20 protein-coding genes are annotated in these 22235 nt (G+C 68.1%); 10 read left to right on the top strand and 10 right to left on the bottom strand.

What is annotated here, in order from left to right; genetic code table 11:
- Positions 1–44 precede the first annotated feature (44 nt).
- Positions 45–2960 (bottom strand): S1 family peptidase, encoded by a 2916-nt coding sequence (locus tag AC1DNG_RS10205; protein WP_476887282.1) that lies wholly within the window; start codon positions 2958–2960, stop codon positions 45–47.
- Between the two features lie 24 nt (positions 2961–2984).
- Positions 2985–3722: a tyrosine-protein phosphatase gene (locus tag AC1DNG_RS10200; protein WP_476870366.1), complete on the bottom strand. Its 738-nt coding sequence runs from the start codon at positions 3720–3722 to the stop codon at positions 2985–2987.
- Positions 3723–3875: 153 nt separating this feature from the next.
- On the opposite strand from AC1DNG_RS10200, the gene AC1DNG_RS10195 reads away from it, so the two are divergent.
- Positions 3876–4712: an SGNH/GDSL hydrolase family protein gene (locus tag AC1DNG_RS10195; RefSeq protein ID WP_476850195.1), complete on the top strand. Its 837-nt coding sequence runs from the start codon at positions 3876–3878 to the stop codon at positions 4710–4712.
- Here AC1DNG_RS10195 and AC1DNG_RS10190 read toward each other — a convergent pair.
- The 6 genes from AC1DNG_RS10190 to AC1DNG_RS10165 form a co-directional block, all read right to left on the bottom strand.
- Positions 4709–5332: a GNAT family N-acetyltransferase gene (locus AC1DNG_RS10190; RefSeq protein WP_230009133.1), complete on the bottom strand. Its 624-nt coding sequence runs from the start codon at positions 5330–5332 to the stop codon at positions 4709–4711. The genes AC1DNG_RS10195 and AC1DNG_RS10190 overlap by 4 nt on opposite strands.
- A gap of 32 nt (positions 5333–5364) precedes the next feature.
- On the bottom strand, positions 5365–6237 hold the full coding sequence (locus AC1DNG_RS10185; RefSeq protein WP_476870365.1) for a 3-hydroxyacyl-CoA dehydrogenase family protein: 873 nt from the start codon (positions 6235–6237) through the stop codon (positions 5365–5367).
- 2 nt (positions 6238–6239) lie between these two features.
- Complete coding sequence (locus AC1DNG_RS10180; protein ID WP_476887281.1) at positions 6240–7049, bottom strand: enoyl-CoA hydratase/isomerase family protein; 810 nt, start codon at positions 7047–7049, stop codon at positions 6240–6242.
- On the bottom strand, positions 7049–8260 hold the full coding sequence (locus AC1DNG_RS10175) for a thiolase family protein (protein WP_079554859.1): 1212 nt from the start codon (positions 8258–8260) through the stop codon (positions 7049–7051). The genes AC1DNG_RS10180 and AC1DNG_RS10175 overlap by 1 nt, the downstream gene beginning before the upstream one ends.
- A gap of 109 nt (positions 8261–8369) precedes the next feature.
- Positions 8370–9047, bottom strand: coding sequence for a pentapeptide repeat-containing protein (locus AC1DNG_RS10170; protein ID WP_476887280.1), 678 nt, complete (start codon positions 9045–9047; stop codon positions 8370–8372).
- Positions 9047–9520, bottom strand: coding sequence for an SRPBCC family protein (locus AC1DNG_RS10165; RefSeq protein ID WP_476887279.1), 474 nt, complete (start codon positions 9518–9520; stop codon positions 9047–9049). Before AC1DNG_RS10165 ends, AC1DNG_RS10170 begins: the two co-directional genes overlap by 1 nt.
- A 175-nt stretch (positions 9521–9695) precedes the next feature.
- On the opposite strand from AC1DNG_RS10165, the gene AC1DNG_RS10160 reads away from it, so the two are divergent.
- The 3 genes from AC1DNG_RS10160 to AC1DNG_RS10150 all read left to right on the top strand — a co-directional run bounded on the left by AC1DNG_RS10160 (position 9696) and on the right by AC1DNG_RS10150 (position 11694).
- Complete coding sequence (locus tag AC1DNG_RS10160; RefSeq protein WP_043435744.1) at positions 9696–9872, top strand: CsbD family protein; 177 nt, start codon at positions 9696–9698, stop codon at positions 9870–9872.
- A 102-nt stretch (positions 9873–9974) separates the two neighbouring features.
- Positions 9975–10748: a dienelactone hydrolase family protein gene (locus AC1DNG_RS10155; RefSeq protein WP_476859286.1), complete on the top strand. Its 774-nt coding sequence runs from the start codon at positions 9975–9977 to the stop codon at positions 10746–10748.
- Positions 10749–10836: 88 nt separating this feature from the next.
- The gene (locus AC1DNG_RS10150; protein ID WP_223913646.1) at positions 10837–11694 is read left to right on the top strand and encodes a prephenate dehydratase; all 858 of its coding nucleotides are present in this window, start codon (positions 10837–10839) and stop codon (positions 11692–11694) included.
- Between the two features lie 45 nt (positions 11695–11739).
- Here the strand turns inward: AC1DNG_RS10150 and AC1DNG_RS10145 are convergent, their stop codons facing one another.
- Positions 11740–13653, bottom strand: a complete 1914-nt coding sequence (locus AC1DNG_RS10145) for an FAD-binding monooxygenase (RefSeq protein WP_476887278.1) — start codon at positions 13651–13653, stop codon at positions 11740–11742.
- 248 nt (positions 13654–13901) lie between these two features.
- Here AC1DNG_RS10145 and AC1DNG_RS10140 point away from each other — a divergent pair, with 248 nt between their 5' ends.
- Genes AC1DNG_RS10140 through AC1DNG_RS10115 form a run of 6 tightly spaced genes read left to right on the top strand, consistent with a single transcriptional unit; the run spans position 13902 to position 20414 of the window.
- Entirely contained in the window at positions 13902–15407 is a 1506-nt protein-coding gene (locus AC1DNG_RS10140; protein WP_476887277.1) for a fumarylacetoacetate hydrolase family protein, read from the top strand.
- Positions 15400–16101, top strand: a complete 702-nt coding sequence (locus tag AC1DNG_RS10135) for a GntR family transcriptional regulator (protein ID WP_476887276.1) — start codon at positions 15400–15402, stop codon at positions 16099–16101. Before AC1DNG_RS10140 ends, AC1DNG_RS10135 begins: the two co-directional genes overlap by 8 nt.
- 56 nt (positions 16102–16157) lie before the next feature.
- Positions 16158–17672, top strand: a complete 1515-nt coding sequence (gene hpaE / locus AC1DNG_RS10130) for a 5-carboxymethyl-2-hydroxymuconate semialdehyde dehydrogenase (RefSeq protein ID WP_476887275.1) — start codon at positions 16158–16160, stop codon at positions 17670–17672.
- A 48-nt stretch (positions 17673–17720) separates the two neighbouring features.
- Complete coding sequence (gene hpaD, locus AC1DNG_RS10125) at positions 17721–18809, top strand: 3,4-dihydroxyphenylacetate 2,3-dioxygenase (RefSeq protein ID WP_476887274.1); 1089 nt, start codon at positions 17721–17723, stop codon at positions 18807–18809.
- 1 nt (position 18810) lies between these two features.
- Complete coding sequence (gene hpaH / locus AC1DNG_RS10120) at positions 18811–19596, top strand: 2-oxo-hept-4-ene-1,7-dioate hydratase (RefSeq protein WP_476887273.1); 786 nt, start codon at positions 18811–18813, stop codon at positions 19594–19596.
- Positions 19581–20414 (top strand): aldolase/citrate lyase family protein, encoded by an 834-nt coding sequence (locus AC1DNG_RS10115; protein ID WP_476887272.1) that lies wholly within the window; start codon positions 19581–19583, stop codon positions 20412–20414. The genes hpaH and AC1DNG_RS10115 overlap by 16 nt, the downstream gene beginning before the upstream one ends.
- Positions 20415–20516: 102 nt before the next feature.
- On the opposite strand, the gene AC1DNG_RS10110 is transcribed toward AC1DNG_RS10115, so the two are convergent.
- Positions 20517–21974: an amino acid permease gene (locus AC1DNG_RS10110; RefSeq protein WP_476887271.1), complete on the bottom strand. Its 1458-nt coding sequence runs from the start codon at positions 21972–21974 to the stop codon at positions 20517–20519.
- Between the last annotated feature and the right edge of the window lie 261 nt (positions 21975–22235).

The raw sequence follows: 22235 nt of genomic DNA, 5'->3' as shown, positions 1-22235 counted from the left end.
GCGACCCCGCGGCTTTCCGGCGAGCCCGGGCTTGGAGGCCCCGGCTAACGCACCGCCCGGCGCCGGCCGAATGCCACGAAGGCCGCGCCGAGCAGCAGGGCTCCCGCGCCGAGACCGGCCACGGGCAGGAGCCCGCCGGCGCCCGTGCTCGCCAGCTGGCCTGAGGTGCCCGCCGTGTTGCCTGGTGCCGTGTTGTCCGGTGTTGTGCTGCCCGGTGCCGCGCCGCCCACAACGACGGAGGTGTCCGACGGCGGGGCGGGAGCTTGCGCCGGTTTGACCGGTCCGGCGGGAGCCCCGGCAGGGTTGGCGGGCTGTTGCGGGACCGCCGGGTGGCCAGGCGTTGCCGGCTGCACGGATCCCGGCGGCCCGGCGGGCGGCCCGGCCGGAGTGCCCCCGGAAACGGGCGTGGCCTCGACGCTGAACGCCACGGCTGCCGGCGGCGATGCGACGCCGTCAATGGTTTGCGTCACGGTCAAGGTGTGCGCTCCGGCATCCAGTTCCGCGGGGAACGTGACACTCCACCGGGCACTGCCGGCCAAGGTCTGCGCGGTCCCGGGCTCGAGCGCGGCCTCCTCCGCTCCGGAACCGGAACCGGCCTGCACGGAGTCCACGGCCACCCCGTCCACAGCCACGGCCACGCCGGCACCTCGAAGGGCTGTGCCGGAGATGGTGGCTGGCAGGGCGTCCTGGCGCAGGTGTTGGCCGTCCCTGAGGTTCGACACCGCCGGAGCCGGCGGAATGACGGTATAGGCGCGGGTCGCCGCGGGACTGTCCATTTCTCCGGGGGCCGTGAGCACTGCCGTGACCGAAATTTTTCCGAAGACCGGCTGATCGGCCACGTTGATGCGCCAGCGGCCGTCTGCGTCGACGAGCCCGGTCCCGGTGAAGTCGCCGGAGAGCCGCACCGTGCCTCCGGCTTCTCCGGTGCCCTCGATGGCGTCGATGGCTGTGAGTCCCGGGCCCTCCGGCTGGCCGTCCACAGGTGAGGTGATGGCCGGAGCCGCGAGCCGGGAGACGTCGACGGACAGGGCGACTGCGCCGGAGCCGCTGAAGCCGTTCACGGTTTCAGCCGAGAACGTGAAGGGCCCGGCCAACGACGGTGCGGGGAACTGCCAGTTTCCCGACGCATCGACCGGCACTTCCAAGGGCTGGCCGTCCTTCTGGCCGGAGGTCTGGCCAGGTTTCTGGTTCAGGACGGTGATGCGGACCTTGGAATTCGGAGCCACCACGGAGGCCGGACCGGCATCGATGTGCCCGGTAATCGGCTCACCGGCTGTGACGGTTCCGTTGGAGGCCGCAGCGAGCGCTGGCTTGGCCAGGAACAGTTGCAGCTGGACACCGCCGGGGACTTGGCCCATGGCGTCCTCGAGGCTGGTCGCGATGGCCCGAGTCTGGACGCCCTCGTCGGTACTTTCCGCCCCCGTGTGCAGCCCGACGGCGAAGTTCCCGCTGATCCACGGGCCGCCGGAGTCCCCGCCGCCGGAGGTGACGGACGTAGAGTCGAAGCCCCGGACCGCCCGGAGATCGTTGTCATAATCGGGCGGTAGTGAATTTGGCCCAACCATGGCCCAGATGCCGACTGAATCCACCGTGCCGCACCTCCACCCGGTGGTCCGGCCGGACCGGCACACGGGCTGGCCCTGGAAAGGAGCCACTGTTCCCACGATCTTCACGGACGTCGGCCCCGGATCGGCGGGCTTGTCCCATCGGGTGACGGCGGGCTGGAGGTCCAGGTCGCTCCTGATGCCGTGGAGGACGGCGATGTCCGTGCCGACGCTGGCGCTGTCCGTCGCTATCTTGGAATTTCCGGGGCCGCCGAATTGGCTGAACCCGAATGTGCCCAGGATCCCGGCGGCCGCGCCCGAACCTGCACCCCCGGCCGCTGGCGCGCCCGCCGGATTTTCGATCGCGGCCTGCTTCGCGGAGCCGTCACCGGCGCAGTGCCCGGCGGTCAGGACCAGAGGCTCGCCCGCGGGGCTGAAGGCCCCGAACCCGGCCGAGCACAGGGCTTGGCCGTCAACGATGTAGCCCTGGCCGCCAAAGTAGTCTTCCTCGGTGGTGATCCGGGATCCTTGTTCCAGCGTCACGTTGGCGTAGCGGGCCACGAATTCGGCCGCGGACATCTTCGGCACCGTGCCCGGCGCTTTCGCCGGCTGCGCATCGGCGCCAGCGGCGGGAACAACGGAGGCGGGAACAGCGGCGGCGGGAAGGGCGTCGGCAGCCGGAACGGACTGCGCCGTGTTGGTGCCGCCGGTGCGGATGACAAAGTGGCCGTCTGTGTACGTGACGGCCTGCAGCCCGGCGGCCCCGACCTCGCGGACATAGGCCTCGAACAGTTGCTGGGTGCTGGAGGCCAGCAGCTCCGCGGCTGACGGGACAGCGGCGGCGGCCGCGGGGGCGGCAAGCAGGAAGTCAGCCGGGCCGGACTGGTTCAGTTCGGCCACGCGGGCCCGGAGCTCGGCGCCGCTGCCTTCAACCGCGATCTTGCCGCCGGCGAGGCTGATCCCCACATAACCCGGGAGGGCCCGAAGGGAGGGTGCGGCGTCGGCGGCCCGCCGGGCAAGTGCACCGGCGGCGTCGAATTCCGCGAGGGTCATGCCAAGGTCCCGCCGCACGGCCTCGGCGAGGCCGGCATCGCTGATCGGCGTCGCGGACGGCACCGGAGAAGAACCAGCCAAAGGCGCGTCAGCCGGCGACGGCACCGGGACCGGGACCGCCGTCGAGATCGCAGACGCAGCCGGCGCTGGAACCGCCGTCGAGACCGGCACCGGCATCGGGACCGCCGTCGAGACCGGCGTCGCCATCGCCGATGCAGCGGGCGCCGGGTCGTCGGGGACTGGGGCGTTGGCTTCGGCCATCGCCGGGACCGCGGTCAGCGCAAAGGCAGGCACGGTACCGGCAAGCGCAATCGCGAGGGCCGCGGCGGCCCGCACCATCGGCTGGAACTTCGGAGTCTTCACTGGCCTACCCTAACTGCGCCCACCCTATCGGCCGAGCTTTCCGAGGATGGCCGCGAGTTCCGGGGTCGTCACGCCGTGGCGGAAGAGGTAGTCCGCAGTGTTGAGGGACCGGACAAATTGCAGCAGGCTCTGGCCCCGGGATTCCAGCAGGGGCGCCAGCACATTCTCGGGCAGGAAACGCTCGTGGGGATGCGGGACTGCGGCGTGCCGGAGATGCTCGTTGATGTCCCGCATGGAGCGCTGGTAGCCGCCCACAATGGCCTCGTCGCTGTCACCGGCGAGGTCCTGGAGCATGGCGGCGATCATGCCGCTCCGGTCCCGCCCCGCGGAGCAATGGATGACCACACCGCCTTCCGCGGCGGCCACCGCCTTGAAGACCCGGGCCAGCAGGTGCGGGAACAGCCTGGCGTTGTCCGCATAACAGGCGGGGTCGTTCAGGTAAGGCACGCAGAGCTCGCGGAATTCGCGGTTGTCCGGGTCTTCGGTGGGGGCCAGCACGACGTCGAAACCGGCCAGGGCCCCAGCCCGCACCGGCGGATCGGTCTCCCGGCGCCGGATTTCGGCTTCATTGCGGAGGTCGATGACGGTCCGGATGCCCCGGCGGTGCACCTGCCGCCAGCCGGCCTCGGTGAGCCACTCCCGCCGTCCCATGCGGAACACGTCCCCGGCCACGTGCCAGGCGTTGACGGCCCCATCCCACTCCACGGTTCCGGGCACCGCCTGCCCCTTGGCTTGGCCCAGGGGCGCTGCAGGAATCATCATCCAGAAAGCTAAGCACACGCACCGGCGCGATCCGCGGCAGGATTCACAAACGTTATACACAATGGGACCATTGGCATGGTGCGGGGTTAACGCTTCGCAACACGTTTTTCACGGCACGGGCGCTGAACCCAGGGTGCCACTGAGGAGAACACCATGGGACGTCTGAAACTTCGACGCCGGCGGACGGCTCTGGCGGCCGGTCTCGCCGCCCTGGCCATGGCGGCCGGCGTGGCGGCGGTACCGGCGGAGGCGGCGGACAGGACCCGGTACGTCGCGCTCGGAGACTCCTATGCCGCCGGGCTGGGGGCGGGGCCGTACCTGGATGATTGTTACCGCAGCGAGAACAGCTATTCCGAACTCGCTGCCCACACGAAGACCATCAAACTCGTCGCCAACGCGGCCTGCAGCGGCAAGACGACCCAGGACGTCGTCAACACCCAGCTCAGGCGGCTGACCAGGACCACCGGGCTCGTCACCATCACTGCCGGCGGCAACAACCTCCGGTTTGCGGAAATCCTCGCCTCCTGCGGCGCCGCCATGGTCAATCCCGCTGCGGGTCCGCTGTGCGATGCCGCCAGTGCCTACGCCGAGGGCCAGATCTCCAGCCATCGACTGTCCGGCGACGTGACAGCGATGATCCAGCGCGTGAAGGCTGCCGCCCCCAACGCCAAGGTTGTAGTGACGGGCTACCCCTACCTCTATGATCCGGTAGCGCCCGGCCAGGCTGATCCGATGTCCCGGTTCATCTACAAGGCCACGGTCCTGGCGGACGGCCTGAACGGCTCCATCGCGGCCGCCGCCCGGGCCACCGGAGCGGAGTACGTCGATGTCCGGGCCGCTTTTGCCGGTCACGGCGTGAACTCTGCGGCTCCGTGGATCAATTTCAGCCGTACAGCCCTGGCCAGTCCCGAAAACTTCCACCCGAACGCCCGGGGCTACGAGGCGTACTTCGCATCGCTTAACGGGGCCAAGGCCTACTCGGCACGCTAGCGCCGCTTCGCCAGCCGGGATTCGAGGGCGTTCCGGACCATCGGCCATTCATGTTCCAGGATGGAATACACGACGGTGTCCCGCAGCGCCCCGTCGGCGCTGCGCGTGTGGCTGCGGAGCACGCCGTCCTGTTTGGCCCCCAGCCGCGTGATCGCCTCGCGGGACTGGTGGTTGAGCCAGTGCGTCCGGAACTCGACGGCGGGGCAGCCCAGCGTATCGAAGGCGTGCCGCAGCAGCAGCAACTTGGAGTCCGGATTGCTGCCGCTGCCATGCGCGGACGCCGCGTTCCAGGTGGAGCCGATCTCCACCCGGGGCGTGGCGGCGTCGATGTTCATGTAGGTGGTCATGCCGATCACCCGGCCCGGTCCGCCGGCAGCGGGGTCGAGCAGCCGCGTGGTGAAGGGCAGCATGGCACCGCTGTCCTGCAGGGCCAGTCGACGCTCAATCTCGGCGGCCATGTGCTGCGGGGCGGGCACGCTGGTGTACCAGAGGTGCCACAGCTCGCCGTCGCGTGCCGCCTCGACAAGGCCGTCATGGTGGTCCTGGCTCAGCGGCTCAAGGACGACGTACTTGCCGGTCAGGGTGATGGGCGCGATCGCGGGGCGGTCCAGGGAGGTCACCGCACCATCCTAGGGGCACGGACGAATGCCGGTCACTTGGTCCAGTCGAAAAAGCCCTTGCCGGACTTGCGGCCCAGTTCGCCGCGGGCCACCTTGTCGCGGAGGATCTGCGGCGGAGCGAAACGGTCACCCAGCGTGGACTGCAGGTACTCCGCGATGCCGAGGCGCACGTCCAGGCCCACTATGTCGGTGGTCCGCAGCGGTCCCGTGGGGTGCTTGTAGCCCAGCACCATGGCGTTGTCGATGTCTTCCGCGGTGGCCACGCCCTCTTCCACCATGCGCATCGCTTCGAGGGCGATCGCGACGCCCAGCCTGGAGGAGGCGAAGCCGGGCGCGTCGTTGACCACGACGGCGGTCTTGCCGAGCGCCTCCACCCATCCGCGGGCGGCCTGGGCCAGGGCGTCGGAAGTCTGCTCGCCGAGGACCACTTCGATGAGCGTCGACGCCGGCACCGGGTTGAAGAAGTGCAGGCCCAGGAAGTTCTGCGGCCGCTTCAGTTCGCGGGCCAGACCGTTGACGGAGAGCGAGGACGTGTTGGAGGCGAGGTAGGCGCCGTCGGCGAGCCGTTCCTCGATGCCGCGCAGCGCGGTGATCTTCAGGTCCCAGTCCTCCGGAACGGCCTCGACCACCAGCTGCCGGCCGGCGAAGTCGTCGTAGTCCACGGTGACCGCGAGCCGGGAAACGATCTCGTCCAGGTTGCCGTCCACGGCGCCGCGCTCAATGCTCTTGGCGGCGGCGGACTCGACCCGCTCCCGGGCGGCCTCGGCCGACGCCTCGTCGCGCTCGACGACCACGACGTTGGCTCCGTTGATCAGGAAGGCGTGGGCGATGCCTGCGCCCATGCGGCCGCCACCGAGGACTCCCACTGCTGTCGGAAGGTTGGCGGGGAGTACGGAGTTGCCCATGTCTATTTCTGCTTCCCGGAATCTTTGGCGGACTTTTTCTCTGTTTTCTTGGCTGATTTCTTATCCAAGAATGTCTGCATGCGGTCGAACTTGGCCTGGGATTCGAAGAGGATCCCCTGTGCCAGCTGGTCAATGAGGGGATGCGCCTCGGCCGGGGCGTGGAACACGGATTTGGTGATCCGGACGGCGAGCGGGTCCTGTGTGGCGATCCGGTCGGCGAGGCTGTGGGCCGCGGCCATCAGCCCGGCCGGTTCATGGATTTCGGTGATGAGATTGACGGCCAGGGCACGGTCTGCGCGCAGCACGGCACCGGCGAGCAGCATTTCCTTGGCGACGGGCTCCCCCACGAGTTCCTTGAGGCGCCAGCTGGCACCGGCGGCGGCCAGGATGCCGAGTCCGGTTTCGGGATTGCCGATCCTGACGGACGGGGTGCCGATCCGGAAGTCCGCGGCGTACGCCAGCTCGGCGCCGCCGCCGAGGCAGAAGCCATCCAGGGCTGCGATGACGGGCATCGGCAGCTTGGCGATCCGGACGAAAATGGTGGAGTTGATGCCCTGCAGGGCATCGTCGCGGCGCCGCTCGCGCAGCTGCCCGATGTCGGCGCCGGAGGCGAAAACCCCCATGGAGCCGGCGATGATGAGGACTTTGGGGTGCCGCTCGAGATGGGCGCAGACGGTGTGGAGTTCATCGACCATCTGCTGGTCGATCGCGTTGCGGACCTCGGGGCGGTTGAGCACCACCACCACGCGGTCCTCGCGCTCTTCGACCAGGAGCGTGCCGAAGCCAGCCGGGTCGAGGGCCGGGGCCGCCACTAGACGCGCTCCAGCAGCATGGCCGTGCCCTGGCCGACGCCGATGCACATGGTGGCAAGGCCGATTTTGGCGTTTTCGCGCTCCATCCGGCCCAGCAGTGTGATGGCGATCCGGGAACCGGAGGACCCCAGCGGGTGGCCCAGGGAGATCGCACCGCCGTCGCGGTTTACGATCTCCGGGTCGAGGCCGAGCCGGCGCATGCTGGCCAGGGACTGGGTCGCGAACGCCTCGTTGAGCTCGACGGCGCCGAGGTCATCGACGCTGAGCCCGGAACGGGCGAGCACCTTCTGGGTGGCCGGAACCGGCCCGATGCCCATGATTTCGGGCTCGCAGCCGGCTGAGGCGCCGTCGATGATGCGGGCGCGGGCCGTGAGGCCAAGCTTCTGGATCGCGGCCTCCGAGGCAACGATGATGGCGGAGGCGCCGTCGTTGAGGGTGGAGGAGTTGCCGGCGGTGACGATCGAGCCGCCCTTGACTACCGGCCGGAGCCCGGCGAGGACGTCCATGGTAGTGCCGGCGCGGGGGCCCTCATCGGTGTCCACCACGGTCTCGCCCTTGCGGGTCTTGACGGTCACGGGAACGATTTCCTCCGCGAAGCGGCCGGCGGCGATGGCGGCCAGGGCGCGTTCGTGGGAGCGGACGGCGAAGGCGTCGGCGTCCTCCCGCGAGATGCCGTCAACCCGCCCCACCTCTTCTGCCGTCTCCGGCATGGAGTAGGTCATTTTGCCGTCCCTGGACAGCTCGCCCTTGGTGAACTGGGGGTTGACGAAACGCCAGCCGATGGAGGTGTCGAAGATTTCGCCCGGTTTGGCGAAGGCGGTCCGGGGTTTTTCCTGGACCCAGGGGGCGCGGCTCATGGATTCGACGCCGCCCGCGATCACGATGTCCGCGGCGCCGGACTTGATCATGTGGCTGGCCATAATGATGGCGCTGAGCCCGGAGGCGCAGAGCCGGTTCACGGTGATGCCGGAGATGTGCAGCGGCAGCCCGGCTAGGAGGGTGGCCATGCGGGCCACGTTGCGGTTCTCTTCGCCGGCGCCGTTGGCGTTGCCGAGGATGACCTCGTCGATGGTGTCCGGATCGACGCCGGCGCGGGCCACAGCCTCGCGGACTACCAGTGCGGCCAGGTCATCGGGGCGGACTGCGGAGAGGGCGCCGCCGTAGCGGCCCACGGGAGTGCGGGCGCCGCCAACAAGAAAAGCCTCGACCATGAGAACATCCTTCACCAAGAAAGCGGGGCCGGCAGCAGAGTAATTTACCGACCGTTCGTTCTATAAAGATTACACGGCGGGGCAAGGGGGTCAACCGGATGCCGCCGGATTACGCGACGACGACGCCCAGATGAGCCGCGAGCAATGGAGCGAGCAGGGTGAGCTGGTGATCGTCGACGACGAGGCCGGACAGACTGCCCAGACCGCTGATGGTGCGGAAGTCGGTGCCCCGGAGGTCGAAGTCCTTGAGCCGGGCTCCGGTGAAATCGAGGGTGCCGATCGTGCAGTTCTTCAAGGCGACCCGGGTGGCGGTGCAGGAGCCCAGATCCAGCTCGTTAATGATGCAGTCGCTGATCTGCACGTCCGTGAGCTTGGACCCGCGCAGGTTCACGTAGTCGAGTTTGCCGCCGTCGATCCGCACGGACTGCCAGCCGCTTTCATAGAGCTCCGCCGATCCCCAGCGGGGGTTGCCGATCTCGACATCCCGCAGGCTGGTCCGGGCCGCCATCAGCACCGGGGCGTACGTCTCGGCCAGGATGCAGTCACGGAAAGTCGCGCCCCGCAGCTGCGTCTCATTGAAGGACACTCCGGTGAATTCGCACTCGGCAAAGTCCGTACCGCCCAGGTCCAGACCGTCTGCCGACGCGCGGCTGTAGCGGACGCCGTCGTACCGAACACCCCGCCGGAACTCCGGGGCAGGGTCGTCCTGCAGATCCCCGGGACGGACCGGCGCGAGCCGGGGGGCGGTGACCTTGGGCGTTTTCTCAGCCGCAGCGCGCCGGACCATCACTGGCACTCGGCCTTGGCCGCGATGTCCGCCAGGTCTTTTGCAAGCGCCTTGCGGGTGATGCGCATCCCGAGCGGACCGAACACGGTGAGCATGATCCTGCTGAACCGGGTCGGTTTGATGACTTCGGCGCCAAAGGTCAGCGTAAGGTCGGTTCCCCCGCCGCGCTCCGCGAGCGCGAACCTGGTGGTGTAGTCGGCGCCGCCCTGGAGGGCCTTCACAGTGGTGCTGCCGGCCCGGCCGTTCGACGGCGCCTCGGACTGGGCAACCCACATCTCCACCGTTTCCGCGCGCCCCATCATGGTGCGGGTCTCCTTCCAGCGGGTACCCACGGCATAGGGTCCGCCCGTGAGCATCTGGATCGATTCGACGCCGGACAGGGTCGCCGCAGATCCGGGAATGTCCGACACCACCGCCCAGACCGCGTCCGCCGGAGCATTGATGTGCTGCGTGAGAGTGGTCTTGTGGTCCATGACCTCGAGCCTAGCCCGCGGGCCGGGGGGATTTCATCCTTTCGCGAACCGCGCCGCCGCTGCCGCGGATGACGCTGCGGAGAATTGCCCCGCGAGACCCCTTGAATTAGTAAGCATGCTTTGTGTTAGGCTGATCGGACAGTATTTTCAACCGGAACGAAAGGTGGCCTACACCATGGGTGTCGGAGACAAGATTCAGAACGAAGCGGAGCACCTCGGCGGCAAGGCCAAGGAAACTGCCGGAAACGCCACTGGCAACGACCAGCTGCGCGCCGAGGGCCAGAAGGACCAGGTTGTAGCCGACGCGAAGAAGGTCGGCGAAAACGTCAAGGACGCCTTCAAAAAGGACTAGTCTTTAGGACGTTGGCGGCGCCGGATTTTCCTTTGGGGGATCTCCGGCGCCGCTTTTTTGTGCCCGTGCAAGAATGGCCCCACAGCCGACGGAGGGGTCAGCATGGCACGGACACACGCAGGACGCGGCAAGCCCGCCGCCCGGGATCTCAGCAATACTGACCTCGGCCGGTCCGGTGCCGCCGCCGGCGGTTCGCCGGCGCTGCGCGGCTACCTGGCGACGCCGCAGGGCGAAGGGCCGTTCCCCGCGGTCCTGATGGTCCATGAGGCGTTTGGCCTGGACGACATCACCGTCCGCCACGCCGACCGGATGGCGGCGGCCGGCTACCTGACACTGGCCGTTGACCTGTACAGCGACGGCGGGGCGCGCCGCTGCCTCGTCGCCACCATGCGCGCGCTGTCCGCGGGCGAGGGCCGGGCCTTCACCGATCTGGCCGCCGCACGGGACTGGCTGCGCGAAACCGGCCGGACCACCGGCAAGATCGGCGTCATCGGCTTCTGCATGGGCGGCGGCTTCGCCCTGCTGCTGGCCAATGACGGCTTCGACGCCGCCGCCGTCAACTACGGGCGGCGCCCAAAAGACCCCCGGGAGGCCCTCGCCGGTGCCTGCCCGATCGTGGCCAACTTCGGCGGCCGGGACCGCACCCTGCCCGGCGAAGCAGCGAAACTCGCGGCTGTGCTCGACGGGCTGGGCGTGGAGAACGACGTGAAGGAGTTCCCGCACGCCGGGCACGCCTTCCTCAACGACGTGGAGACCGGGCCGAAAGTGCTGCGGCCGCTCATGCGGGTCATGGGCATCGGCCCGGATCCGGAATCGGCCCCGGAAGCCTGGCAGCGGATCGAGGACCACTTCGCCAAGTATCTGAACCCCAGCTGAGTCGCGGCAGGGACCGTTTTTGGTCCTCAAACGGCCCTGTCGCGTCTTACTTGGGTGAGCGGGCGCCTGGCGTGAAACCATACGGAGCATGGCCCAGAAGATTGCGTACCAGGGTGAACCGGGCGCCAACTCCAATATTGCGTGCATGCAGATGTTCCCCGAACTGGAGAGCGTTCCCTGCGCGAGTTTCGAAGACGCCTTTGAACTGGTGGCCGTCGGCACCGCCGACCTGGCCATGATTCCGATCGAAAACTCCATTGCCGGCCGGGTGGCCGATATCCATGTGCTGCTGCCCCAGTCCGGGCTGCAGATCGTCGGCGAGTATTTTCTGCCCATTCACTTCGACCTGCTGGGCATCCCGGGCAGCACCATCGAGGCAGCCACCGAGGTCCACAGCCACCTCCACGCGTTGGGCCAGTGCCGGCGTCTGATCCGCTCCGCCAGCCTGCGCCCCGTGATCGCCGGCGATACTGCCGGGTCCGCCCGGGAAGTGCGCGACTGGAACGATCCCACCAAACTCTCGCTCGCTCCTCCACTCGCGGCTCAACTCTATGGCCTGGAGGTGCTCGCCTCCGCCGTCGAGGATGACCCCTCCAACACCACGCGGTTCGTGGTTCTGGCACGGGAAAAGCCGCTGCCGGCCCGGGACATCCTGTCCGGACCGGCCGTCACCAGCTTTGTATTCCGTGTCCGGAATGTCCCCTCAGCCCTCTACAAGGCGCTGGGAGGATTCGCCACGAACGGGGTAAACATGACGCGGCTGGAAAGCTACATGGTGGGCAATGAATTTGCGGCCACGATGTTCATGGCCGACGTCGAGGGGCACCCCGAGGATTTGCCGCTCAGACTGGCGCTGGAGGAACTGGAGTTCTTCACCACAGAGGTACGCATCCTTGGCGTCTACCCCGCCGCGGAATACAGGTCCCGGCAGGCAGCCGGCCTCTGACCGCCAGCCCGGACAAACCTTGCGAAGAAGGCCAACTCCACGCGGTCACACCGCCGCGGGCCGCCCTGCCCGCAACAGGGGTGCGAAGAACGCGGCAAGCTCCGCCGTCGCCGTCAGCGGCAGGACGTTGGCCACGTACTGGTCCGGGCGCACCACCACGATGACGCCGCCGCGGTCGATGCCGCGCAACGCAAAGATGTCCGCCGCCGGGTCGGTGCCGTAGACCTTTTCGAGGTAGGGGAGCTTGAACGGCCCCACCTCCGGTTTGAACACCGCGGGGACGTTGCCGATGTCGATGCCAGTGTGATCCTGCTGGTAGATCACCTTCACGTCGAACCAGGCATCACGGTCGGCCCCCGCGGGGGTGGCGGCGAGCGGCGCGTCCGGCGCGCTGGCCAGCCACGCGGCGAGGTCCGCGGCGGGCGACGTGGCCCCCGCCTGTTGTGCTGGCGCCGCCTGGTCCGCGAAGACGTAGATGCGCCAGCGGCCGTCCGCCGTGGCCTGGTGGCCGAGCTGGACCGGGTTGGTGTCGCAGACCCGCACAACCGGCGCGGACTTGAAGCGCTTGCCGACGGGAAAGCCGGTGGCCAGCTGCTGGTGCGTGGCCTCGGCGACGACCATCGACGGCGAGTACTCGGTCATGAAGCCGGCAGGGAACTCGGCGGTGCGCACGTAGAAGTCCTCGAGCTCGGAGGGGTTTTCAAACTCCTCGGGCTTCTTCGCCATGAGCGTCGACCACACCTTGTCGAAGTCGATCAGGTTCTTCGCGACCACCTGCCGCTCGGCCGAGTACGTGGACAGCAGGCTCTCCGGGCTGCGCCCCTCCAGCACGTGGCCGAGCTTCCAGCCGATATTGAAGCCGTCCTGCATGGAGACGTTCATGCCCTGGCCGGCCTTGGCGCTGTGCGTGTGGCAAGCGTCGCCGGTGATGAACACCCGCGGCGTGCGGGTGCCCAACTCCTCCAGGAGGACGTCGTCGAACCTGTCGGTAAGGCGGTGGCCCACCTCGTACACGCTGTGCCAGGCCACGTTGCGCACGTCAAGCGTGTAGGGGTGGATGATCGCGTTGGCCTTGGCGATGATCTGCTCGATGGTGGTCTTGCGGACCGCACCGCGGTCGTCCGCGGCGACCTCGCCGAGATCGACATACATGCGGAAGAGATGCCCGCCCTCGCGCGGGATCAGCAGGATGCTGCCGCCGTCGTGGGACTGGATGGCGCATTTGAGCCGAATGTCGGGGAAATCCGTGGAGGCGAGCACGTCCATGACGCCCCACGCGTGGTTGGCCTGGTCGCCCGCCATGGTGCAGCCGATCGAGTCGCGCACCTTGCTGCGGGCGCCGTCCGCGCCCACCACGTACTTGGCCCGCACGACGCGCTCCCGGCCCTCGTCAGGACCGGCGGTGTGCGCCAGCGTCACGGCGACCGGGTACTCGCCCTCGCCGGTGACCTCCAGGCCGCGGAACTCCAGCCCGTAGTCCGGGCTCATGCGGCTCGGGGACATGGCCATGAACTCGGCGAAGTAGTCGAGCACGCGGGCCTGGTTGACGATGAGATGCGGGAACTCGCTGATCCCGCCCGGGTCATCGAGGGTGCGGGCACTGCGGACGATGTTCGAGGGGTCCGCGGGATCCGGCTTCCAGAACGCCATCTCCGTGATGCGGTACGCCTCGGCGATGATCCGCTCGGCGAAACCGAAGGCCTGGAAGGTCTCGACGCTGCGGGCCTGGATGCCGTCGGCCTGGCCGATCGCGAGCCGGCCCGGCCGGCGTTCCACGATCCGGGTGGTGACACCCGGGAACTGGGACAGCTGAGCTGCGGCGAGCATGCCGGCGGGGCCGGAGCCCACGATCAGCACATCTACCTCGTCGGGAAGGTGTGTGGGCCGGTCGATGCCGGCGCCGGCGGCCGGCTGGACCCGCGGGTCACCGGATACGTAGCCGTGGTGGTGAAAATGCACGGGCTTTCCTCACTTCGTTGTGTGGCGGCCTGTCAACGGCCTAGCGTGTTCGATATTAGAACGTGACGTTCGATAATAGAATTTCGTCCCTGATCCAAAACTGTACGTCAGATATGACGCAGGTTACAAGTGTCCCCAAAGGCCCCGGCAAAGGCCCCGGCAAACATCCCCGCGCAAGGGGTTGACGCTCCCCGGCTTCCGGGCCATAGTGTTTCGTATACGATTTCGTACTCGATGAGGAGTAACACTTGGAACAGGTCACCGACCACATCCTGGCCGCGGCCCGCAAGGTCATCGCGGTGCATATCAACTACCCCAGCCGGGCAGCCCAGCGCGGCCGCACACCCGAGCAGCCCTCCTACTTCCTGAAGCCGTCCTCGTCGCTGGCTCTCGGTTCTGCAGCAGCGCCTTCAACCGTGGAGCGCCCGGCCGGCTGCGAACTCCTCGGCTACGAGGGCGAGATCGCCCTGATCATCGGCAAGACCGCCCGCCGCGTGGGCCTCGAGGATGCGTGGAGCCATGTCGAATGGGTCACCGCCAGCAACGACCTCGGCGTCTACGACCTCCGCTACGCGGACAAGGGCTCCAACCTCCGCTCCAAGGGCGGCGACGGCTTCACACCCGTGGGCCCGGGCCTGATCGCGGCAGACGCCGTCGATCCCGCCAAACTGCGGATCCGCACGTGGCACAACGGTGAACTGGTCCAGGACGACACCACCGTGGACCTGCTCTTCCCGTTCGCCCGGCTCGTGGCCGACCTGTCCCAACTGCTCACCCTCGAAGAGGGCGACATCATCCTCACCGGCACCCCCGCCGGGGCGTCGGTGGCCACGCCGGGCGACGTCGTCGAGGTGGAAGTCAGCGCGACGACGGGAGGCGCCGCCGGCGGCGGGCTCACCACCGGCCGGCTGGTCACCCGGGTGGAGGAAGGCACGACGCCGTTCGCGGACTTCGGCGCCCGGCCCAAGACCGATGATCTCCAGCGGGAGGAAGCCTACGGTTCCCGTGAAGCGGCCGGCCTCGCCGCCGCCCAGCCGGCAGGGACGCCGGGCCTGTCCCCGGAGCTGAAGGCCAAACTGGAGTCCGTCTGCACGGCCACCCTGTCCTCCCAGCTGCGCAAGCGCGGCCTGAACAACGTCAGCATCGACGGCCTGTCCTCCACCCGCCCGGAGCGGCGGATCGTGGGCCCGGCCCGGACCCTGCGCTACGTGCCCAACCGCGAGGACCTGTTCACGACCCACGGCGGCGGCTTCAATGCCCAGAAGAAGGCCATCGATTCCGTCAACGAGGGCGAGATCCTGGTGATGGAAGCCCGCGGCGAAAAGGGCACCGGCACGATCGGCGATATCCTGGCCCTGCGCGCCCAGGTCCGCGGCGCCGCCGCCATCATCACCGACGGCGGCGTGCGCGACTTCACCGCCGTGGCCGCCATGGACATGCCTACGTACTATGCCAACCCGCACCCGGCCGTCCTGGGCCGCCGGCACATCCCCTGGGACACGGACATCACCATCGCCTGTGGCGGCACCACCGTGCAGCCCGGGGACATCATCGTCGCGGACGCCGACGGGATCCTGGTGATCCCGCCGGCCCTCGCCGACGAGCTCGCGGACGACTCCATCGCGCAGGAACGCGAGGAAACCTTCATCGCCGAGATGGTGCAGCAGGGCCACAGCGTCGACGGCCTCTACCCGCTCAACGCCGCCTGGCGGACCCGGTACCAGGAATGGGAAGCAGGCAAGACCAATGACTGAGACAGCCAGGGCCGCAGCCACGCCGGCCGCGACTTCCGGCAGCAAATCCGAGCAGGCCTATGCGGCCGTCAAGGCCCGGATCGTGGACGGGACCTACTCCCCCGGCTACCGGCTGGTGCTGGCCAAGATAGCCGAGGACCTGGGCGTCAGCGTGGTGCCGGTCCGCGAAGCGATCCGCCGGCTCGAGGCCGAGGGCCTGGTCAAGTTCGAGCGGAATGTCGGCGCCACTGTGTCCGGAATCGACCCCACCGAATACCTCTACACGATGCAGACCCTCAGCATCGTTGAGGGCGCCGCAACGGCACTCTCGGCCCCGCTGATCGGGACGGCGGACGTGGCCCGCGCCCGGGCAGTCAACGCCGAGATGCGCGAATGCCTGCAGCACTTCGACCCCGTCCGGTTCACCCGGCTGAACCAGGACTTCCACAGCGTCCTGTTCGAGCACTGCCCCAACCCGCACATCCTGGACCTCGTCCACCGGGGCTGGAACCGGCTGGCGTCACTGCGCTCCTCCACGTTCCGCTTCGTCCCGGGCCGGGCCCACGAATCCGTCGACGAGCACGAGGCGCTGCTGCAGCTCATCGAGTCCGGCGCCAGCCCGGATGACATCGAAAAGGCCGCCCGCCGCCACCGCAGCGCCACCCTGGACGCGTACCTCGCCCAAACCAACGCGGGGTCACTTAGCGCCCATTAAGGCGCCCGGCATGGGCCGTAAGTGACCCCGCGTTGCACTATCAGTAAGGAAAAACAATGACGTTTACTGCCGCAGAAACCACCGCCCACTACGTTCCGCAGGGCCTTCCCAACCACATCCAGCACTACATCAACGGCGAATTCGTTGATTCGGTGGGCGGGGCGACCTTCGATGTCCTGGACCCGGTGTCCAACACCAACTACGCCACCGCCGCCGCCGGCCAGAAGGAAGACATCGACCTCGCCGTCGCCGCGGCCCGCGAGGCGTTCACCAACGGCCCGTGGCCGAAGATGAAGCCCCGTGAGAGGGCCCGGGTCCTGAACAGGATCGCCGACGCCGTCGAAGCCCAGGAGGCCCGCCTGGCCGAGCTCGAAACCTTCGACACCGGCCTGCCCATCACCCAGGCCAAGGGCCAGGCGCTGCGCGCGGCCGAGAACTTCCGCTTCTTCGCGGACCTGATCGTGGCCCAGTTCGACGACGCCATGAAGGTCCCCGGCGCCCAGATCAACTACGTCAACCGCAAGCCGATCGGCGTCGCCGGGCTCATCACGCCGTGGAACACCCCGTTCATGCTCGAGTCCTGGAAACTCGCCCCGGCCCTGGCCACCGGCAACACCGTGGTCCTCAAGCCGGCCGAATTCACCCCGCTCTCGGCCTCGCTCTGGGCGACGATCTTCAAGGACGCCGGGCTCCCCGACGGCGTGTTCAACCTGGTCAACGGCCTCGGTGAGGAAGCCGGCGACGCCCTGGTCAAGCACCCGGATGTGCCGCTGATCTCCTTCACCGGCGAAACCACCACCGGCCAGACCATCTTCCGCAACGCCGCGGCCAACCTCAAGGGCCTCTCCATGGAGCTCGGCGGCAAGTCACCGTGCGTCGTGTTCGCCGACGCCGACCTTGAGGCCGCGATCGACTCCGCCCTGTTCGGCGTCTTCTCGCTCAACGGCGAGCGCTGCACCGCCGGCTCCCGAATCCTGGTGGAGCGCGCCGTGTACGAGGAATTCTGCGACAAGTACGCCGCCCGGGCCAGGAACATCGTGGTCGGTGACCCGCACGACCCCAAGACCGAGGTCGGCGCGCTGGTCCACCCCGAGCACTACGCCAAGGTGGCCTCCTACGTGGAAATCGGCAAGTCCGAGGGCCGGCTGCTGGCCGGCGGCGGCCGCCCTGACCACCTGCCCGAGGGCAACTACATCGCACCCACGGTGTTCGCCGACGTCGCCCCGGACGCGCGGATCTTCCAGGAGGAGATCTTCGGCCCCGTCGTCGCCATCACCCCGTTCGATACCGACGACGAAGCCCTCGCCCTGGCGAACAACACCAGGTACGGGCTCGCGGCGTACATCTGGACCCAGAACCTGACCCGCGCGCACAACTTCTCCCAAAACGTCGAGGCCGGCATGGTCTGGCTCAACAGCCACAACGTCCGCGACCTCCGCACCCCTTTCGGCGGCGTCAAGGCCTCCGGCCTGGGTCACGAGGGCGGGTACCGCTCGATCGACTTCTACACCGACCAGCAGGCTGTCCACATCACCCTGGGCACCGTTCATACGCCCAAATTCGGCGCCTAAGTTTCCCGCCGGCGCCACCCAGACCCCTTTCAAAGAAGAGAGAGCACCATGACCAACTTCGTCCCCACCCCCACTGTCCCGGCCCCGGACATCGTCCGCTGCGCCTACCTGGAACTCGTGGTCACGGACCTCGCCAAGTCCCGCCAGTTCTATGTGGACCTGCTGGGCCTGCACGTCACCGAGGAAGACGAGAACACCATCTACCTGCGCTCCCTCGAGGAGTTCATCCACCACAACCTGGTGCTGCGCAAGGGGCCCGTGGCCGCTGCGGCCGCCTTCGCCTACCGGGTGAAGTCGCCGGCCGAGGTGGACGCGGCCGAGGCCTATTACAAGGAACTGGGCTGCCGCACCGAGCGCCGCAAGGAAGGCTTCACCAAGGGCATCGGCGACGCCGTCCGCGTCGAGGATCCGCTGGGCTTCCCCTACGAATTCTTCTACGAGACCGAACACGTCGAGCGCCTTACCCAGCGCTACGACCTCTACTCCGCCGGCGAACTGGTCCGGCTGGACCACTTCAACCAGGTCACCCCGGACGTCCCGCGCGGCCGGGCGTACCTCGAGGACCTGGGCTTCCGCGTCTCCGAGGACATCAAGGACTCCGACGGCGTCACGTACGCCGCGTGGATGCACCGCAAGCAGACCGTGCACGACACCGCCCTGACCGGCGGCAACGGCCCGCGGCTGCACCACATTGCCTTCGCCACGCACGAGAAGCACAACATCATCCAGATCTGCGACAAGATGGGCGCCCTGCGCATCTCGGACCGGATCGAACGCGGCCCTGGCAGGCACGGCGTCTCCAACGCCTTCTACCTCTACATCCTGGACCCGGACGGCCACCGCATCGAGATCTACACCCAGGACTACTACACCGGCGACCCGGACAACCCCACCATCACCTGGGACGTTCACGACAACCAGCGCCGCGACTGGTGGGGCAACCCCGTGGTCCCCTCCTGGTACACCGAGGCTTCCCTGGTCCTGGGCCTCGACGGCAACCCGCAGCCCGTGATCGTCCGTGAGGAAAAGAGCGAGATGGCCGTGACCGTGGGCGCCGACGGCTTCTCCTACACCCGCAAGGAAGAGGACGGCTCCGCCGGAGAAGCGACGGGCTTCAAGCTCGGGGCGCAGGTTTAGCGTGCTTGATCCCGCGACGATCGAGGCCATCGCAGACGAACTGCTGGAAGCCGGCCGCAGCCGTACTCCGGTCCCCCGCCTGACCACCCGTTACCCGGGGATGACGGTGGAGGACTCCTACGCAGTCCAGCGGCTGTGGCGGCGGCGCCATGAGGATGCCGGACGGACCCTCGTGGGCCGCAAGATCGGCCTCACGTCCAAGGCGATGCAGGCCGCCACCGGCATCACCGAGCCGGACTACGGCGCGATCTTCGATGACATGGTGCTGGAAACCGGCTGCTCCGTGGACTGGGACCGGTACACCCATCCCCGGGTGGAGGTGGAGCTCGCGTTCGTGTTGAAGAAGGACCTCGCCGGTCCCGGCTGCACCATCTTCGACGTCCTGAACGCCACGGACTACGTGGTCCCGGCCCTGGAGATCCTGGACTCCCGGATCGAAATGGAGGGCCGGACCATCGTGGACACCATCGCGGACAACGCGGCGATGGGCGCCATGGTGATCGGCGGCAACCCCGTGCGTCCCGACGCCGTGGACCTGCGCTGGGTCTCCGCCATCCTCTACAAGAACCAGACCGTGGAGGAAACCGGCGTGGCCGCCGGCGTCCTGGACCACCCGGCCAACGGCGTGCACTGGCTGGCCAACAAGATCGCCGCCCACGGCGACGGGATGAAGGCGGGCGACATCATCCTCGCCGGCTCCTTCACCCGGCCCCTCTGGGTCTACAAGGGTGACACCGTGCACGCCGATTACGGACCCCTGGGAGTTGTGACATGCCGCTTCGAGTAGAACCCGACGCCACTTTCAAGCACGCCCTGCGCAACCAGACCGGCGCTGCCGGACGGCCGCTGGCTGGGATGTGGGTCTGCTCCGGCAGCCCCCTGGTGGCCGAGCTTTGCGCCGGGTCCGGCCTGGACTGGCTCCTGATCGACGCCGAGCACAGCCCCAACGGCCTCGAATCCATCCTGGCCCAACTGCAGGCCGTGCACGGCTACCCGGTCCATCCGGTGGTCCGGCCGCCGGTGAACGACACCGTGCTCATCAAGCAGTATCTCGACCTGGGCGTCCAGAACCTGCTGATCCCCATGGTGAACTCGTCAGCCGAGGCGGAGGCCGCCGTGGCCGCCACCCGCTACCCGCCCCACGGCGTCCGCGGGGTGGGCTCGGCCCTTGCCCGGGCCGCGCGCTGGAACCGTATCCCGGATTACCTCGCCCGCGCCTCCGGCACCGTCAGCGTCACCGTCCAGATTGAATCCGTTGCCGCAGTGGCCGCCGTCGGGGAGATCCTCGAAGTGGAGGGCGTGGACGCGATCTTCCTCGGGCCCTCCGACCTCGCCGCCTCCATGGGGCTGCTGGGCCAGCAGGAACACCCCCGGGTACGCGCCGCCGTCGAACGCTGCCTCGCCGCCGCCACAGCGGCCGGCAAACCTGCCGGCGTAAACGCCTTCAACCCGGCAACGGCCCGCGCTTACCTGGCCGCCGGCGCCGCGTTCGTGCTGGTCGGGGCCGATGTGTCCATCCTGGCCCGCGGCTCCGAGGCCCTTGCCGCCGACTACATCCCACCGGATGCGGTGGCTGAGCCCGGCGGCACCCCCGCCAGCTACTGAGGGCCCTCCGCTTTAAACGCAGTTAAACGCGACGGCGGCAGCCACCTTTGCCAGGTGGCTGCCGCCGTCGCCGCGCTACGCTACACGTCGAACCGGTGGGTCCTAGCTGTAGAGCTCGCTCTTGGGCGCGTTGTTCTTGACCTTCTGCCAGCCCAGCCACAGCACCAGGGCGAAGAACGGGACGGTCGCCAGGGTCCACAGGCCCAGGTGGAAGACCTCGCCGGCCTTGCTGGTCATGGTGTCGAAGCCGATCAGCACGGTGATGGCCAGCAGCGCGACCAGCCCGGCCCAGCTGGTCCACGGCGAGCCCGGCATGGGCAGGCTGGAGACGCGGCCCTTCTGGTGGCGCAGCGCGATCTGGCTGGCGAAGATGGCGCCCCACGTGAAGATCACGCCGATCGAGGCGGTGTTCAGCGCGAGGTCGAAGGCGTGCGAGCCGCCGAGCCAGATGTTCAGCAGGATGCCCACGAGGTAGAAGGCGGCGATCGCCAGGATGGCCGCGTACGGCACGTGGCGCTTGGACATCCTGGTCAGCCACTGCGGGGCGTGCCCGTTGTTGGCCATGGTGCGGAAGACACGGCCGATCGAGTACAGGCCCGAGTTGCAGGAGGACAGTGCGGCGGTGATGACGATCATGTTCATGACGTCGCCCACCCAGCCGAGGCCCATCTGGCCAAACACGGTGACGAACGGGGACACGCCGGCCTTGTACTGGTCCGAGGGCAGCAGCATGGCCAGCAGCAGCACGGAACCGACGTAGAACACCACAATGCGCAGTACGACGGCGCGGATTGCCTTGGGCACTTCGCGCTTGGCGTTCTCCATCTCACCGGCGGTGATGCCGACGAGTTCGATGCCGTTGTAGGCGAAGATCACGGCGTTGAGCACGAGGACCATCACCAGGGCGCCCTTGGGGAACATCCCGCCGTCGTCGGCGAAGAGGTTGGCGACTGAGGCGTGGCCCGTGCCGACCTTGGCGTTGGTGACCACCATGAAGGTGCCCACGGCCAGGAAGATCAGGATGGCGCCGACCTTAAGGCAGGACGCCCAGAATTCAAACTCGCCGAACGCCTTGACGCTGAGCAGGTTGACGGCCACGAGCAGCGCGAGGGCGGCAATCGCGGAGGCTTCCACCGGCACGTTGGGGAAGAAGAACTGGAAGTACAGGCCGATCGCGATCAGTTCGGCGATCCCGGTCATGCCCCAGTTGATGAAGTACATCCAGCCGGAGAGGAAGGCGCCCTTCTTGCCGAACATTTCGCCGGCGTAGCTGACGAAGGAGCCCGAGGTCTGGCGGTACATGATGAGCTCACCCAGCGCCCGCATGAGCAGGTAGGCGATCACGCCGGCGATGGCGTAGGAGAAGATCAGCGCCGGGCCCGTGGAGGCCAGGCGTCCGCCGGCGCCCATGAACAGGCCGACGCCGATTGCGCCGCCCATCGAGATCATCGTCACGTGGCGCCCGCTCAGGGTCTTCTTATAGCCCTCGGCGCTGAGGGTCGAGTCGACGGCGGATTCCGCGGGCGCGCTCTGGAGTTCTGTGGGGGTAATTGATGGCACAACGGTTCCTTGTAGGTCGGATTATGGCCGGGACGGGACCGGGATTCGGTTACATTCCATTCGGGTTTCTGCCCGGTGGGACAGCAAGATGTACCGAACCTCACAAGGAGTCAAACCCTCGCGCGGCTCATCCATCGTACTGGAATTCCCGGACCGGCCGTGACGCGGGCAACAGCAGTCAGGCGCTATGCCTAATTAATGACACCAAATCTGCCAAATAGCCGAATAATGTTCTATTTGGTCCGCGCAGGCTCCGGCGAA

The sequence above is a fragment of the Arthrobacter sp. 01T425 genome, from assembly GCF_056398725.1.
The sequence above is the reverse complement of the archived record's forward strand: the minus strand, read 5'-3'. Positions and strand labels throughout refer to the sequence as shown.